Source organism: Herbaspirillum sp. WKF16 (genome assembly GCF_028993615.1).
Taxonomy (GTDB): domain Bacteria; phylum Pseudomonadota; class Gammaproteobacteria; order Burkholderiales; family Burkholderiaceae_D; genus Herbaspirillum.
On the sequence record NZ_CP118632.1, the window covers coordinates 4,650,841 to 4,665,274 of the forward strand.

Here is a 14,434-nt window from a genome sequence, read left to right on the forward strand (position 1 = left end):
ATCGCAGATGCTCAAGGAAGCGCGCTCGGCCGCCGACCACGTGGCCGTGCAGCTCACGCGCGAGCGCGAACGCTACGCCGAACTGGGACGCCGGCTGCGCGCCGCGCCGCCCTCCGGCATCGTCACCGTGGCGCGCGGCAGCTCCGACCACGCGGCCGGCTATTGCGCCTACCTGACCATGGCGCGCCTGGGCCACATCGTGGCCTCGCTGCCGATGTCGCTGGTGACGCTGAACCGCGCGCCGCTGATCGCCAGGAACGCGCTAGCCATCGCCATCTCGCAGTCGGGCCAGAGCCCGGACGTGGTGGAGCCGATCCGTTATTTCCGCGAGGGCGGCGCCACCACGGTGGCGCTGGTCAACAACGCCGACTCGCCGCTGGCGCGGGCCGCCGAGTGGAGCATCCCGCTGCATGCCGGCATCGAGTCCAGCGTGGCGGCCACCAAGAGCTTCATCGCCAGCCTGGTGGCCGGCGCCCTGTTCGCCGGCCACTGGCAGGACGACAGCGCCTTCCTGCAGGCGCTGGACCGCCTGCCCGACGCCTTGCGGAGCGCCGCCGACTGCGACTGGTCGACCGCCGTGGAGTCCTTGTCCGGCAGCGACCGCATCATGGTGGTGGGACGCGGCATCGGCTTCCCGCTGGCGCTGGAAGCGGCGCTCAAGTGCAAGGAGACCTGCGCCATCCAGGCCGAGGCCTTCAGCGGCGCCGAGATCAAGCACGGCCCGATGGCCCTGATCGACGATGGCTATCCGCTCTTGATGTTCGCCGTGCGCGGCCCCAGCCAGGCCGGCATGGTGCAGCTGGCCGACGAGATGCGCCACCGCGGCGCCAAGGTGCTGCTGGCGGCGCCCGCCGACATCCCGCAGCGCGACCTGACGCTGCCGGTGGCGGCCACGCCCGACCTCGACCCCATCGTCGCGATCCAGGCCTTCTACGTGATGGCGGCGCAGCTGTCGGCGGCGCGCGGTATGGACGCCGACCGCCCGCGCCACCTCAACAAGGTGACCCGGACCAGCTAGGCGGCGACATAGGCCATGGTGGCCTGCATCAGCGCCACCACCTTGGCCGCGCCGCCGGCATGCGCCAGCACTTCGCCGCTGCACACCGCCAGCGAGCGACCGGCGTTCTGCACGCGGCCGATGGCGACGAAGCGCTCGCCGATGGCCGGCCGCACGAAGTTGACCTTGAACTCCACGGTGACCACCTCGCAGCCGGCCGGAGCGCGCGTCAGCGCCGCGTAGCCGCAGGCGTTGTCGAGGATGGTGGTGGTCGCGCCGGCATGATGGAAGCCCTGCTGCTGCGACAGGTGGCGGGAGAACGGCAGTTCTATCCTGACCTCGCCGTCTTCCACCGAGGCCAGCTGCGCTCCCAGGGTGGCCATCAAACCCTGGGCGGCAAAACTGGCGGCGATGCGTTGCTTGATGTCGTTCATCCGGTGTCTCCTCCCCTGTTGGTGTTGTTGCATGATGCCGGCCCGCCAGCATAGCGAATATTGGCTGGCGCAGCCTTAACAGGTAACATAGCCGCCGTTTTGGTGCTCGCGGCCGACTCTTCAATCCCGGCCGCAGTTAAACGGGAAACACGCGCCGGCGTCATCGGCGGTCAACGTGTGCTGCCCCCGCAACGGTAAGACAGGCGCCGCGTCCATCGATGCGGCAGGTCGCTTCCAAAGTCCACTGTGCAGCCTGGCTGCATGGGAAGGCGTGGCGATCGGTCCTGTCAGCCCGGATACCGGCCAGGACGGATGGACGCAGGCGACCGGGGTGTGTCGCGACTGCCTGGCAAGACCAATCGTTTCCCGACAAAGATAAAGAGCGCCTGACGGCGCGGGATCTCCCGTGGCCCCGCCGCGCGCATGTCCGTCCACGCGGTTGCCTTGCTTCGGCCGTTGCCCAAGCCTTCGACGCCTGCTCCCTTGATCGCGGCGCGCGGGGAGGCGCGCTCCACAAGAAACGGCCGTCCCGGCGCGACCGGCGGCCACCAACGGGAAGCAAGCATGACAAAGCGCAACAAGGCGGCGACGGCCGCACTGGTCCTGGCGGCCTGCCAGGGATGGAACGCCGCCCACGCGGCGGAGGGGGACGGCCTGAACCAGGTCGAGGTGACAGGCAACTACGACAATTCGGTGGGCAGCTCCAGCGCCGCCAGCCAGGGCACGGTCAACGGCGCCCTGATCGCCAATCGGCCCACGCTGCGCACCGGCGAGATCCTGGAGTTCGTGCCCGGCATGATCGTCACCCAGCACAGCGGCGACGGCAAGGCCAACCAGTATTTCCTGCGCGGCTTCAACCTCGACCACGGCACCGATTTCGCCACCTACATCGACGGCATGCCGGTCAACATGCGCACGCACGCGCACGGCCAGGGCTACACCGACATCAACTTCCTGATCCCGGAGCTGGTGGAGCGCATCGACTACAAGAAAGGCCCCTACTTCGCCGACGAGGGCGACTTCGCCTCGGCCGGCGCGGCCCACCTGCGGCTGGCCAATACCCTGCCGCAGGGTATCGCCTCGCTCTCGGCGGGCGCGCACGGCTACCAGCGCGCGGTGCTGGCGGACTCCTTCGCTGCCGGCAATGGCAAGCTGCTGTACGGGCTGGAAGTCACCCGCAACAACGGCCCCTGGGACAATGCCGAGGCCGAGCGCAAGTACAGCGGCGCCCTGCGCTACAGCGCAGGCACCCGCGCCGACGGCTACGAGATCACGGCCATGGCCTACAGCAATCGCTGGAACTCCAGCGACCAGATCCCGCAGCGCGCGGTGCAAAGCGGCCAGGTCGGGCGCTTCGGCGCGATCGATCCGAGCGACGGCGGCAACACTTCGCGCTTGAGCCTGTCCTATGCGATGCACAAGCGCGATGCGGACGGCCTGTTCCAGATGAACGCCTACCTGGTGCAATCGAAGCTGGACCTCTACAACGACTTCACCTACTTCCTCGCCAACCCGGGCGGCGGCGACCAGTTCCACCAGAGCGAGAAGCGCCGCATGGCCGGCTTCGACGCCAACCAGACCTGGTTCGGCAAACTGGGGGCGATGGACATGACCAACAAGCTCGGCCTGCAGGGCCGCTACGACTGGCTCTCGCCGGTGGCGCTCTATAACACCACGGCGCGCGAGCAGACCGGCGTGGTCAGCCAGAGCAACGTGCGCGAAGGCAGCATCGGCGCCTACGCCGAGAACACCGTGCAGTGGGCCGACAAGTTCCGCACCATCGCCGGGGTGCGCTACGACGCCTATCGCTTCAACGTCAACAGTAGCATCGCCGGCAACTCCGGCAGCGCCGGCGACCACATCGCCTCGCCCAAGCTGTCGCTGATCTTCGGCCCCTGGGCGCAGACCGAGTACTTCATCAACTACGGCACCGGCTTCCACAGCAACGACGCGCGCGGCACGACCCAGACCCGCCTGCCCAACGGCGACCCGGCCTCGCCAGTGACGCCCCTGGTGCGCACCAAGGGCTACGAGGTCGGCGCGCGCACCGAGATCGTGCCGGGCCTGCAGAGTTCGCTCTCGCTGTGGCGGCTGGATATCGACTCCGAGCTGGTGTTCGTCGGCGATGCCGGCGAGACCCAGGCCAGCCGCGCCAGCAAGCGCTACGGCGTGGAGTGGAACAACCACTACATCGCCAGCGCCTGGCTGATGTTCGACATCGACCTGGCGGCCTCGCGCGCCCGCTACGCGCAGGACGATCCGGCCGGCAACTACATTCCGGGATCGATCGACAAGGTGGCCTCCTTCGGCGTGACGCTGACCGACCTGGGCCGCTGGTCGGGCGCCTTCCAGTTGCGCTACTTCGGCCCGCGGCCGCTGATCGAGGACAACAGCGTGCGTTCGCAATCGACCACCCTGGCCTACGCGCGCGTGGCTTACAAAATCGACGCCAGGACCCGCGTCGGCCTGGACATCTTCAACCTGTTCAACCGCAAGGCCAGCGACATCGATTACTACTACCCGTCGCGCCTGCCGGGCGAAGCCACCGACGGCGTCAACGACATGCACTTCCATCCGGTGGAGCCGCGCACGTTGCGGCTGACGCTGACGCGCAATTTCTGACGTCGTTCGTCCGAACGGAAAAAGCCGCCCGGCCGGGCTAATGCCGTTCAGTTAAGCGCGATGCTCGCTATGCGCCCCGTTCGGGCTGAGTAGGTCCGCAGGACCGTATCGAAGCCTGTTTGCCAAGAGCATCGCCCTAAGCCGCCCTTCGATACGCCGCTAGGCGGCTACTCAGGGCGAACGGAGCTTGACTTCCGACAACCAGAAAATAATGCCGTTCAGTGCTTAACTGAACGGCATTAGCGCCCCGAGGGCGGCTTTTTTCACGCCCGTCGCCGGAACTCAGATCCTGGGAAGATTCGCCGCCAGATAGCGCCCGGGCGTGACGCCGAAGGTGCGCCTGAACAGCGCGATGAAGGCGCTGGCATTGTCGTAGCCCAGCTCCAGCGCGATCGCGGTCACCGATTCGCCGGCGGCCAGCAACTCCAGGGCGCGCAGCAGCCGCGCGCGCTGGCGCCAGGCGGTGAAACTCAATCCGGTCTCGTCGACGAAGCGGCGGCTCAGCGTGCGCGGCGCGAGGTGCGCCCACTGCGCCCATTGCTCCAGCGTGCGGGCATCGTCGGGCCGCTCGACCAGGGCGCCGGCGATGCGCTGCAGGCGAACGTCCTGCGGCATGGGCAGCATGAAGGTATCGGCGGCGGAGGCGCCGATCTCGTCCAGGATCACGCCCGCCACCCGCTTCTGGTCCGGCCGCAGCGGCCCGATATCCCACTCGGCGGCGCGCAGCACGGCCTCGCGCAACAGGGCCGTCATCTCGATCACCTGCGGCTGTCGCGGCAGGCCGCCGCAAGCCTCCGCCGCCACGTAGACGGCCCAGCCCTCGAACGGCCCATGCGAACGCGCGGCATGCAGGTGCGACGGCGGGATCCACACGGCGCGCGTGGTCGGCAGCACCCAGGCGCCCATGCGGGTGCGCACGCTCAGCAGGCCTGAGAGCAGTCCGATCAGTTGCCCCGTGGCGTGGTGGTGCGGCCCCGACTCCCTGGCATCGGCCTGGCGGCCGGCAAGCGCCACCAATGGCGGATCGTCGCCGCTGATGAGCGAGGCCTGGGCAATTTTCTGGTTCAGCCGTTGCAAAGTCATGTTGGCGCCGTTGCGCTATTTAATGGCGCGGATAGTCTATCACCGCCATGACGAACCCGATTATGCTGATCTTCCCGTTCGCCGGAGTACCGCCATGACCACCGTTTCCGAACCCGCCACCGCCGCCGACCTCGATCTCCTGTATTCGCCGCCGTCCGAGATGATCGTCAAGGGCGTGCTGCCGCGCCTGCTGCCATTCCACCGCGCCTATCTTGAGGTGGCCAGCTTCTTCTGCCTGGCCACCGGCAGCGCCGCCGGCCTGGATGCCTCGCCGCGCGGCGGCCCGGCCGGGTTCGTGCAGGCGCTCGACGACCAGCGCGTGGCCTTTGCCGACTGGCCGGGCAACAACCGCATCGCCTCGCTGCGCAACCTGGCCGAGGACGACCGCGTCGGCATGCTGTTCCTGTTCCCGGGCCTGGAAGTCTTCATGCGCATCAACGGCCGCGCGGCCATCTCGACCGACGCCGCATTGCTGGACCGCCTGGCCGAGAAAGGGAAACCGCCGAAATGCGCCATCGTGGTCACCTTGGACGAAGTGCTGTTCCATTGCGGCAAGGCGATCAACCGCGCGCGGCTATGGGACGACGGGGCGCGCCTGGACCGCGCCATGGTGCCGTCGCCCGGACAGATGAAGGCCGCGCTCACCGGCGCCGATGAAGCGGCGGCGCGCCAGCTGGACGAGGGCTATCTCAAGTCGGTGCGCAACGATCTGTACTGAATGTTTCTGCGCACGCCGGATGCGCAATGGCCGCCCGAAGGCGGCCATGCGGATCGCGCTTTCCTTCAGGGCTACTTCACGCCTTCCAGCCCCTTCATCACCTCCACCTGCACCGTCTCCCAGATCGAGCGCTTGAGTTCGATGTAGCGCGGCGAGAGCTGGACCTCGGCCGTGCGCGGATGCGGCAGGTCGTTGCTGATGTCCTGCACCACACGGCCGGGCTTGGCGCCCATGACGACCATGCGGGTCGACAGCATCAGCGCCTCGTCGATCGAGTGGGTGATGAAGATGACGGTCTTGCCGCTCTTCTCGTAGATCTGCAGCAACTGCTCCTGCAGCACCTGGCGCGTCATCGCGTCGAGCGCCGCGAAGGGCTCGTCGAACAGCATCACGTCGGGATCGTTGGCCAGTACGCGGGCGATCGACACGCGCTGCTTCATGCCGCCGGAGAGCTTGTTGGGGAAGCTGTCCTCGAAACCTTTCAGGCCCACCATCTCGATGTAGTGCCGGGCCACCCTGGCGCGCTCCGCGCGCGCCACGCCGCGCATCTTCAGGCCGAACTCGACGTTCTCGCGCACCGTCTTCCACGGGAACAGCGCGTACTGCTGGAACACCATGCCGCAGGCCGGGTCGACATCCTTCACTTCGCGGCCGTTGACCCAGACGCTGCCCGCGCTGGCGCGTTCGAAGCCCGAGACCAGGTTGAGCATGGTCGACTTGCCGCAGCCCGAGGCGCCCAGCAGCACCAGGAACTCGCCCCTGGCCACCTGCAGGTCGACCCGCTCCAGCACCTTCAATGCGCCGAACGACTTGCCGGTACCGCGGAACTCGATCATCGGGCGCTCGTCGGCGGCGTTGTTCATTTCTGCCATGACAGCACACTCCTTTGGATCAGTCGGAACACAATGTCGGTGATCAGCACGGTGAAGCTGATGAGCACCATGCCCAGCACCACGGTATCGGTCTGGAAGAACTCCTTGCCGTTCATGATCATGAAGCCCAGGCCCTCCTTGGCCGCCACCAGTTCGGCGGAGATCACGCAGGTCCACGACAGGCCGAGGATCACCTTCATCCCCGACAGGATCTGCGGCATGCAGCCCGGCAGCACCACTTCGCGCATCACCTGCCAGCGGTTGGCGCCCAGGTTGCGGGCGGCCCGGATGAGCAGCGGATCGATGCCTTGCGTGGCTTCGATCACGTACAGCAGCGCCGGCGTGACGGCGCCCATGAACACGATGCTGTACTTCTGCGTCTCGGTGATGCCGAACCACAGCAGCGTCAGCGGGATCCAGCTCATCGACGGCAGCGGACGCAGGAACGACAGGATGGGATCGAACACCGCGCGCGCCACCTTGGACGTACCCAGCATGATGCCCAGCGGGATCGAGACCAGCACCGCCGCCAGGAAGCCGACCATCACGCGCCGCGCCGAGGCGAGGATGTTGATGACCAGCGTGTCCTGCTCCCACATGCGCAGCGCGCGTCCCAGGATCTGGCTCGGCGCCGGCAGGAATACCGCATCCACCACGCCGGCGCGGCAGACGCCTTCCCACACCAGCAGGAAGGCCAGCAGCGACACCGCCGACAGCGTGACCAGCGCGCCGCCTTGCAGCCACTCTTTTTTCTCAGCCATGCAGGTGCCTCACAGATAGGTGGTGTTGACCCACTGGCGCACTTGCGGCATGGAGTCGATCTGCTTGAGCTTGAGCAGCATCTCGGCCAGCTTCTGCAAGCCCACCACGAAGTTGCCCGGATCGCTCATCAGCGCCTTCTGGTCCGCCAGGGTGAACCATTCGGTCTGCCTGATCACGCCCAGCTGCTCCTCCATCGACAGCGAGGTCAGCTCCAGCAGGATCTTGGCGGCCTCTTCGGGCTTTTGCGTCAGCAGCGCATTGGCCTCGAAGATGGCCTGCATGAAGGCCTTCACCGCGGCCGGGTTTTCCTTGCCGAAGCCGGTGCGGGTCAGCAGCACGTCCGGGCCGGGCGACATCTTGTAGCTCTTGTAGAGGGAGAAGGAGGAATCGTCGAACAGCATTCTGGTGCCGGGCAGCGCGCGGATGCGGTCGAAGGTCGGGGTCCAGGCGCCGGCGGCGTCGATCTGGTTGGCCTTGTAGGCGGTCAGCAGTTCGGTCGCCGGCAGGTTGATGATGGAGACATCCTTGTCCGGATTGATGCCGGCCTGCGAGAGCACGTCCAGCAGCAGCACGTGGGCGCTGGAGGCGTAGGTCACGCCGATCTTCTTGCCCTTGAGGTCGGCCACGCTCTTGATCGACTCGCGCGCCAGCAGGCCTTCGGCGCGGCCGAAGTTGTTGGGCGTGGCGATCAGCTGGAACTGCTTGGCGCCGCTGGCCATGAGCGCCAGCGCCGAGACCACGCCGGTGCCGGCGATGTCGACGTTGCCGGCCATCACGGCGGCCATGCGCGCCGAGGAGGTGGAGAAAGCTTGCCAGCGCAGGTCGATGCCGTACTTGGCCATCAGGCCGGTCTTCATCGCAATGTAGGCCGAGTAGTGGCCCAGCCAGGCCGAACCGCCATAGTTGATCACGGTGGGCGCCGCGGCGCGCGACATGAGAGGGAAGCCTAGCGAGCCGGCGGCCGCCAGCGTGATGGCCTGCTTCATGACCTTGCGTCGATTCTGGTTCATTGCTTGCTCCTTCAGATTGGATATGAGATCTCTTGGTGACGTCGTGCGCGACATGGCTTGTGCACCCGTCCCGCTTGCGTGCATCGCCGCCATGCCTGCGTTTTTTCTTGGTTTGCTTGCTGGCCGGATTCCCGACGATGCCGGCCGCAGATGACGTGACAGGGCGATATTACTGACTCATGACCAAGGCCAAGCCCGCTTAAGAAAAACTAATACAAACTATCTTCGGCACTAATCTAGCTGCGCCGCAGCGGTGCGCACATGCCCAGCGGGTGTGCATTTGCGCCGCGGCGCGCACCTCGATCGCTCAAGCCGCCGCGCCGGCTTGCCGGCCGGCATCGGGCGACGTTGCCGCCCCTGCGCGCAGCGCCGCCAGCGCCGCGTCGATCATGCCGCGCACCACCGGCACGGCGGCGTGCGCGCGCTCAGGCAGGTAGCCGAACGGCGCGTGTTCGTCCATGTAGAGCGACTGGCACATCTCCATCTGCACCGCGTGGATGCCCAGCGCCGGCCGGCCGTAGCGGCGCGTGATGTAGCCGCCCTTGAAGCGGCCGTTGGCGACCCAGGTGAAGCCGGCCGGATGCCCTTCACAGGCATGCTGCGCCGCGCAAGAAACCGCCGCGCCGATCGCCGGCGAGCAGCTTTGTCCCTGGTTGGTGCCGATATTGAAGTCGGGCAGCTTGCCCTCGAACAGGCGCGGCAGATGACTGGCGATCGAATGGCCGTCCCACAGCAGGGCGCAGCCATGCGCCGCGCGCAGTCGCTGCAGCTCCTGCTCCAGCCGCTGGTGATAGGGCTGCCAGACCTGCTCCAGGCGCCGCCGGACCTCCTCGGCCGACGGTTCGCATCCAGGGCGATAGAGCGGCTCGCCGCGGAAGGTCTCGGTGGGACACAGCGACGTCGTGGTCTGGCCGGGATAGAGGCTCTCGTCGTCCGGCGGGCGGTTCAGGTCGATCACGTAGCGCGAAGCGCGGGCGCGGATGAAGGAGGCGCCCATCGATTCGGCGAAGGCATACAGGCGATCGAGATGCCAGTCGGTGTCGGCCACCGCCGATGCCGCCGGCGTCATGCCTGCGGCCAGCGCCGGCGGGATGAAGGTGCCCATGTGCGGAATGGAGATGAGCAGCGGCGCGCTGCCCTGGTGGAAATCGAAGCTGGTCGTCTGCATGGCGTTCCTTGGAGGCTGGAGCACAGGTAAGGCCGCGGTCACTTCCAGGAAAAGGCGTCCTTGGGCAACCCCGGCAGCGATTTGCGGATGGCGGGAGAAATCTTGTCTTGCAGCGCCTGGCGGGTCAGCAGCGAGACCTCCTCGGCCAGGCCGTTCCATTCGCCCTCGCGCGAGAGCAGAAAGAAATTGCGCCGCCCCAGCTGGCTGGGCGGCAGCGGCACCAGCACCACGTCGGGCAGGCAATGGCGCGACTGCCACAGGCACAGCGGCGTGGTCACCGCGTAGCCCATGCCCCAGGCGACCAGGTTGAGCATCGGATCGGTGGCGTCGAATTCGAGGCGGCGCGGCGCCTCCAGCTTGATGTGCTTGAGATAGCGCTCGATCTGCTGGCCGATCACCGAGCGCCGCGTATAACGCAGCAGCGGCAGGCTTTGCAGCGCGTTCTGGTAATCGTTGCCGTCGTCGGCATGCTGCTCCGCCACGCTCCTGGGGATCACCGCCACGAAGCATTCCGAGAACAGCAATCGCTGCTCGATGCGCAAGTCGTTGACGGTGGATTCGGTGCACACCGCGAGATCAAGCTCGCGGCGCTGCAGCTGCTCGGAGAGTATCGGCGTGAGCCCCGACCACAGCGAGATCTGGCGCGCGCTCTTGGAAATGGCCTGCACCAGGATCGGCCCCAGCGTGGCCGAGAACGAGTCCACGCCGCCCAGGCGGATCTGGGCCACTTCCGAGCGCGAGGCGTCGATCAGGCGTTCGTTGACGCGCTGCGCGTGTTCCAGCAGGTCCTGCGCCAGCTCCATCAACAGGCGGCCGGCGGCGGTCGGGCGCGAGGGGCGGAACTCGCGATCCAGCAGCAGCATGCCGCTTTGCGTCTCCAGGGACTTGATCAACTGGCTGATGGCGCTTTGCGTCACGCCCAGCTTGCGCGCGGCCTCGATCATGGAGCCGCCCTCGCAGACGGCGACGAAGGCTTGCAGGGCGTGCAGGTCGAATGGCATGTCAGACATGGTGTGTCCTTGAATGGGGTCAGGCAGCGGCGGCGCATGTTTCGGGCCCGCGCGACGATGCAGATGATGGAATGGAAACGGCCCGGAAACGCTAATGTTAACGCCACTTCTTCAAAACATTAGTTTCTCTAATGCTGCCGCGCCTGCCGATTTTTTCGGGTCACACTGCATCCCATTCTGATTGAAGAGGATGCTATGAACGCTGCTTTGAACGCTTATGACGCCATCGTGATCGGCGCCGGAGTCATCGGTACTTCCACCGCTTTCCACCTGGCCCGGCTGGGCGCGCGCAAGGTCCTGGTGCTGGATCGCAAGACGGTCGGCGAAGGCACCACCTCGCAGTCCTCGGGCATCCTGCGCACGCACTATTCGGTGCAGGAGAACGTCGAGCTGGCCCAACTGTCGTGGAAGGCCTTCAACAATTTCTCCGCCTACGTGGAAGACGAAGAGGCCTCCTGCGGGCTGGTCAAGTGCGGCTACATGATCTGGGCCGCGGACGACGACAAGCTCGAACCGCTGCGCGCGTCACTGAAGGGCCAGGAAGAGCAAGGCATCCCGCTGCAATACCTCGACGCCCGGCAAGCCGGCGAGCTGCTGCCGATCGCCCGCTTCGACGACGCCGCGCTGATCAGCTTCGAACCGGAGGCAGGCTTCGCCGACGCCTACCTGGTGGCGACATCGTTTGCCCGCGCCGCGCGTCGCCTGGGCGTGACCGTCAAGGAAGGCGTCAGCGTGGACCAGCTGATCATCGAGAATGGCCGCGTCACCGGCGTGGACACCAGCGCCGGCCGCTTCATGAGCAATACCGTCATCAGTACGCAGAACATCTGGACTCCCGAGCTGGCCGGCTGGACCGGCCTGAGCCTGCCGGTGCGCCCGGAACGTCATACCGTGCTGGCGCTGGAAGGTCCGCAGGCCTACACCTTCAACATGCCGGTGTTCAAGGACCTGGCATCCAAGGGCATGCTCTACGGCCGCAGCTACGGCGGCACGCAGATGCTGGTATCCGAAGGCGTGGTCGGCGAGACGCTGGACAAGCCGGACACCGAACAGGGCGATGTCCCGCTGGACGCGATCGTGGAGATCGGCGAGCAGGTGGCGGCGCGCTTCCCCAGCTATGAGACGGCGGGCCTGGCGACCTCGTGGACCGGCGTGTACGACGTGACCCCGGACTGGAACCCGGTGCTGGGCAAGCTGCCCGGCGTCGAGGGACTGGTCGCCGGCTTCGGCTTCTCCGGCCACGGCTTCAAGCTCTCCCCCGCGGTCGGCCGCGTGCTGGCGCAGTGCGCGCTGGGCCTGCCTACCGATGTATCGCTGGATCCGTACTCGATCGAACGCTTCTCGACCGGCAAGCTGCTGGTGGGCAAGTACGGTTCGGGCGCGGTGTCGTAATTGCCGCCCTGCCCATGAGCGACGCCATGCAAACCATCGTGCTCGCGGACGTGCCGGCCACGCTGTGGCGCAACGGCGGCGGCCTGACCCGCCTGCTGGCGTCGGGCCGGATCGGCCGGCCGGTGGGTCAGCCGCACCTTGAGTCGTTCGACTGGCGCATCAGCCTGGCCGACATCGCCGCCGACGGTCCCTTCTCATGTTTCCCCGGCGTGGACCGCCATGCGCTGCTGCTGGGGGCCGGCGCGGTGGAGCTGTCCGGGCCCTCCGGCGGCGCCTGCGCGCTGCCCTTGCAGCCGATCAGCTTTCCCGGCGAGGCGCAGCTGCATGCGCAACGCCTGCCCGGAAGCTTGCAGCCGCGCCTGCTGAACCTGATGGTGCGCCGCTCGGTGCTGCGCGGCGAGCTGCGCGTGATCGAACGCGCCTGCCGCGTCGACGATGCCGTCGCCTGGGCCTTGTTGCCGCTGGCCGGACGCTGGCGGGTGCGCGGCGCCGCCGAGATCGCAGCCGGCCAGGCCGTGTGTGCGGGCGATGCCTCGCCCTTGCAAGCCGAGCCGCTGGAGCCGGAGTCGAAGGCCGTTCTGGCGCGCATTCATTGCGTCTAGCGACGCTCCTTTTTTCTGCGGCAAGCCGCATTCCCTGAACCCATTTCCTGTTGAGGCAGATGAAGCCATGAAAATACTTGTCGCAGTCAAACGCGTGGTCGATTTCAATGTGAAGGTGCGCGTCAAATCGGACGGCTCCGGCGTCGATATCGGCAACGTCAAGATGAGCATGAACCCGTTCGATGAGATCGCCGTGGAGGCGGCCGTGCGCCTGAAGGAAGCGGGCGCCGCCACCGAGGTGATCGCGGTCTCCTGCGGGCCGTCGCAGTGCCAGGAAACCCTGCGCACCGCGATGGCCATCGGCGCCGATCGCGGCATCCTGGTCGAGACAGACCAAGAGCTGCAGCCGCTGGCCGTGGCCAAGCTGCTGCATGCCCTGGTGAAGCAGGAGCAGCCGCCGCTGGTGATCGTCGGCAAGCAGGCCATCGACGACGACAGCAACCAGACCGGCCAGATGCTGGCGGCGCTGGCCGGCATGCCGCAGGCGACCTTCGCCTCGACCCTGCAGATCGCCGACGGCGAAGCCGTGGTGACGCGCGAGGTGGATGGCGGCATGGAGAGCATCGCACTGAAGCTGCCGGCGCTGGTCACCACCGACCTGCGCCTGAACGAGCCGCGCTACGTGACGCTGCCCAACATCATGAAAGCCAAGAAGAAGCCGCTCGACATCACCACGCCGCAGGCGCTGGGGGTGGACATCGCGCCGCGCCTGTCCACCCTCAAGGTGGCCGAGCCGCCGGCCCGCGCCGCCGGCGTGAAGGTGGCGGATGTGGCGGCCCTGGTCGCCAAACTGAAAAACGAAGCCAACGTCATCTGAGGATATTCCATGCCCGTCCTGATCATTGCCGAACACGACAACCAATCGCTGAAAAGCGCCACGCTGCACGCGGTGACGGCCGCCGGCCAATGCGGCGATGAAGTCCATCTGCTGGTCTGCGGCCACCGCTGCGGCGGCGCGGCCGCCGCCGCCGCCGCCGTGGCCGGCGTGGCCCGGGTGCTGGTGGCGGACGCGCCGCATTTCGAGGCCGGCCTGGCCGAGAATGTGGCCGCGCAGGCGCTGGCGATCGCCGCGCCTTACAGCCACATCATGGTCACCGCGACGGCGGCCGGCAAGAACGTGCTGCCGCGCGTGGCGGCGCTGCTGGATGTGGCGCAGGTGTCGGAAGTCACCCGGGTGGTGGATGCGCAAACCTTCGAACATCCCATCTACGCCGGCAACGTCATCGCGACGGTGCGTTCGGCCGACGCCGTGAAGGTGGTCTCGGTCCGCTCGACCGCCTTTGAAGCAGCCGCGGCCGAAGGCGGCAGCGCTGCCGTCGACGCCATCGCCGCGGTGGCCGACTGCGGCTTGTCGCGCTTCGTGTCGCGCCAGACGACGTCGACCGACCGTCCCGAGCTGGCCTCGGCCAGGATCGTGGTCTCAGGCGGACGCGGCCTGGCCTCCGGCGAGAACTACGCCCGCCTGCTCGAGCCGCTGGCCGACAAGCTCAACGCCGCGCTGGGCGCATCGCGCGCCGCAGTCGACGCGGGCTATGTGCCCAACGATTACCAGATCGGCCAGACCGGCAAGGTGGTCGCGCCGCAGCTCTACATCGCGGTCGGGATTTCAGGCGCGATCCAGCATTTGGCCGGGATGAAGGATTCCAAGGTGATCGTCGCCATCAACAAGGATCCCGAATCGCCGATCTTCTCGGTGGCCGACTATGGCCTGGTGGGCGACCTGTTCGAGGCCGTGCCCGAACTGGTCAGGCAGCTGGGGTGAGG

The 14,434-nt window shown here is 67.2% G+C and carries 14 protein-coding genes and 1 riboswitch; of the genes, 7 read left to right on the plus strand and 7 right to left on the minus strand.

Annotated elements, in window-relative coordinates; all coding sequences use genetic code 11:
• The first annotated feature begins 7 nt into the window (after positions 1–7).
• Positions 8–1,018, plus strand: a complete 1,011-nt coding sequence (locus tag Herbaro_RS20985; protein ID WP_275014070.1) for an SIS domain-containing protein — start codon at positions 8–10, stop codon at positions 1,016–1,018.
• Here the strand turns inward: Herbaro_RS20985 and Herbaro_RS20990 are convergent.
• Entirely contained in the window at positions 1,015–1,431 is a 417-nt protein-coding gene (locus tag Herbaro_RS20990; RefSeq protein WP_275011537.1) for a PaaI family thioesterase, read from the minus strand. The genes Herbaro_RS20985 and Herbaro_RS20990 overlap by 4 nt on opposite strands.
• Before the next feature lie 83 nt (positions 1,432–1,514).
• A riboswitch (cobalamin riboswitch) is annotated at positions 1,515–1,753 on the plus strand.
• A gap of 242 nt (positions 1,754–1,995) precedes the next feature.
• On the opposite strand from Herbaro_RS20990, the gene Herbaro_RS20995 reads away from it, so the two are divergent.
• A complete protein-coding gene (locus tag Herbaro_RS20995) occupies positions 1,996–4,053 on the plus strand; it encodes a TonB-dependent receptor (protein ID WP_275011538.1) in 2,058 nt (685 codons plus the stop codon).
• 282 nt (positions 4,054–4,335) lie between these two features.
• Here Herbaro_RS20995 and Herbaro_RS21000 read toward each other — a convergent pair whose 3' ends face one another.
• Positions 4,336–5,136: an AraC family transcriptional regulator gene (locus Herbaro_RS21000; RefSeq protein WP_275011539.1), complete on the minus strand. Its 801-nt coding sequence runs from the start codon at positions 5,134–5,136 to the stop codon at positions 4,336–4,338.
• A 94-nt stretch (positions 5,137–5,230) separates the two neighbouring features.
• On the opposite strand from Herbaro_RS21000, the gene Herbaro_RS21005 reads away from it, so the two are divergent.
• Positions 5,231–5,854: an MSMEG_1061 family FMN-dependent PPOX-type flavoprotein gene (locus Herbaro_RS21005; RefSeq protein ID WP_275011540.1), complete on the plus strand. Its 624-nt coding sequence runs from the start codon at positions 5,231–5,233 to the stop codon at positions 5,852–5,854.
• A gap of 71 nt (positions 5,855–5,925) precedes the next feature.
• On the opposite strand, the gene Herbaro_RS21010 is transcribed toward Herbaro_RS21005, so the two are convergent.
• The 5 genes from Herbaro_RS21010 to Herbaro_RS21030 all read right to left on the minus strand — a co-directional run bounded on the left by Herbaro_RS21010 (position 5,926) and on the right by Herbaro_RS21030 (position 10,676).
• Entirely contained in the window at positions 5,926–6,690 is a 765-nt protein-coding gene (locus Herbaro_RS21010; RefSeq protein ID WP_446719342.1) for an ABC transporter ATP-binding protein, read from the minus strand.
• A 23-nt stretch (positions 6,691–6,713) separates the two neighbouring features.
• A complete protein-coding gene (locus Herbaro_RS21015; protein WP_275011542.1) occupies positions 6,714–7,487 on the minus strand; it encodes an ABC transporter permease in 774 nt (257 codons plus the stop codon).
• A 9-nt stretch (positions 7,488–7,496) separates the two neighbouring features.
• Complete coding sequence (locus Herbaro_RS21020) at positions 7,497–8,498, minus strand: aliphatic sulfonate ABC transporter substrate-binding protein (protein ID WP_275011543.1); 1,002 nt, start codon at positions 8,496–8,498, stop codon at positions 7,497–7,499.
• Between the two features lie 307 nt (positions 8,499–8,805).
• The gene (gene hutG / locus Herbaro_RS21025) at positions 8,806–9,666 is read right to left on the minus strand and encodes an N-formylglutamate deformylase (protein WP_275011544.1); all 861 of its coding nucleotides are present in this window, start codon (positions 9,664–9,666) and stop codon (positions 8,806–8,808) included.
• A gap of 38 nt (positions 9,667–9,704) precedes the next feature.
• Positions 9,705–10,676, minus strand: a complete 972-nt coding sequence (locus tag Herbaro_RS21030; RefSeq protein WP_275011545.1) for a LysR family transcriptional regulator — start codon at positions 10,674–10,676, stop codon at positions 9,705–9,707.
• Positions 10,677–10,883: 207 nt separating this feature from the next.
• Between Herbaro_RS21030 and Herbaro_RS21035 the strand changes: the two genes are divergently transcribed.
• From Herbaro_RS21035 to Herbaro_RS21050, 4 genes are all read left to right on the plus strand, one after another.
• Complete coding sequence (locus tag Herbaro_RS21035; RefSeq protein ID WP_275014071.1) at positions 10,884–12,068, plus strand: NAD(P)/FAD-dependent oxidoreductase; 1,185 nt, start codon at positions 10,884–10,886, stop codon at positions 12,066–12,068.
• 26 nt (positions 12,069–12,094) lie between these two features.
• Entirely contained in the window at positions 12,095–12,670 is a 576-nt protein-coding gene (locus Herbaro_RS21040; protein ID WP_275011546.1) for a HutD/Ves family protein, read from the plus strand.
• A 67-nt stretch (positions 12,671–12,737) separates the two neighbouring features.
• Positions 12,738–13,487: an electron transfer flavoprotein subunit beta/FixA family protein gene (locus tag Herbaro_RS21045; protein ID WP_275011547.1), complete on the plus strand. Its 750-nt coding sequence runs from the start codon at positions 12,738–12,740 to the stop codon at positions 13,485–13,487.
• Positions 13,488–13,496: 9 nt separating this feature from the next.
• Positions 13,497–14,432, plus strand: coding sequence for an FAD-binding protein (locus Herbaro_RS21050; protein WP_275011548.1), 936 nt, complete (start codon positions 13,497–13,499; stop codon positions 14,430–14,432).
• Positions 14,433–14,434: the final 2 nt, after the last annotated feature.

Excerpts from the sequence above, each read along its gene's own strand:
- Herbaro_RS21015 (WP_275011542.1), bottom strand. The coding sequence starts at position 7,487 with ATGGCTGAGAAAAAAGAGTGGCTGCAAGGCGGCGCGCTGGTCACGCTG.
- Herbaro_RS21030 (WP_275011545.1), bottom strand. The coding sequence starts at position 10,676 with ATGTCTGACATGCCATTCGACCTGCACGCCCTGCAAGCCTTCGTCGCC.
- Herbaro_RS21010 (WP_446719342.1), bottom strand. The coding sequence starts at position 6,690 with ATGATCGAGTTCCGCGGTACCGGCAAGTCGTTCGGCGCATTGAAGGTG.
- Herbaro_RS21020 (WP_275011543.1), bottom strand. The coding sequence starts at position 8,498 with ATGAACCAGAATCGACGCAAGGTCATGAAGCAGGCCATCACGCTGGCG.
- Herbaro_RS21005 (WP_275011540.1), top strand. The coding sequence starts at position 5,231 with ATGACCACCGTTTCCGAACCCGCCACCGCCGCCGACCTCGATCTCCTG.
- hutG (WP_275011544.1), bottom strand. The coding sequence starts at position 9,666 with ATGCAGACGACCAGCTTCGATTTCCACCAGGGCAGCGCGCCGCTGCTC.
- Herbaro_RS21040 (WP_275011546.1), top strand. The coding sequence starts at position 12,095 with ATGCAAACCATCGTGCTCGCGGACGTGCCGGCCACGCTGTGGCGCAAC.
- Herbaro_RS21000 (WP_275011539.1), bottom strand. The coding sequence starts at position 5,136 with ATGACTTTGCAACGGCTGAACCAGAAAATTGCCCAGGCCTCGCTCATC.
- Herbaro_RS21045 (WP_275011547.1), top strand. The coding sequence starts at position 12,738 with ATGAAAATACTTGTCGCAGTCAAACGCGTGGTCGATTTCAATGTGAAG.
- Herbaro_RS21050 (WP_275011548.1), top strand. The coding sequence starts at position 13,497 with ATGCCCGTCCTGATCATTGCCGAACACGACAACCAATCGCTGAAAAGC.
- Herbaro_RS20995 (WP_275011538.1), top strand. The coding sequence starts at position 1,996 with ATGACAAAGCGCAACAAGGCGGCGACGGCCGCACTGGTCCTGGCGGCC.
- Herbaro_RS20990 (WP_275011537.1), bottom strand. The coding sequence starts at position 1,431 with ATGAACGACATCAAGCAACGCATCGCCGCCAGTTTTGCCGCCCAGGGT.
- Herbaro_RS20985 (WP_275014070.1), top strand. The coding sequence starts at position 8 with ATGCTCAAGGAAGCGCGCTCGGCCGCCGACCACGTGGCCGTGCAGCTC.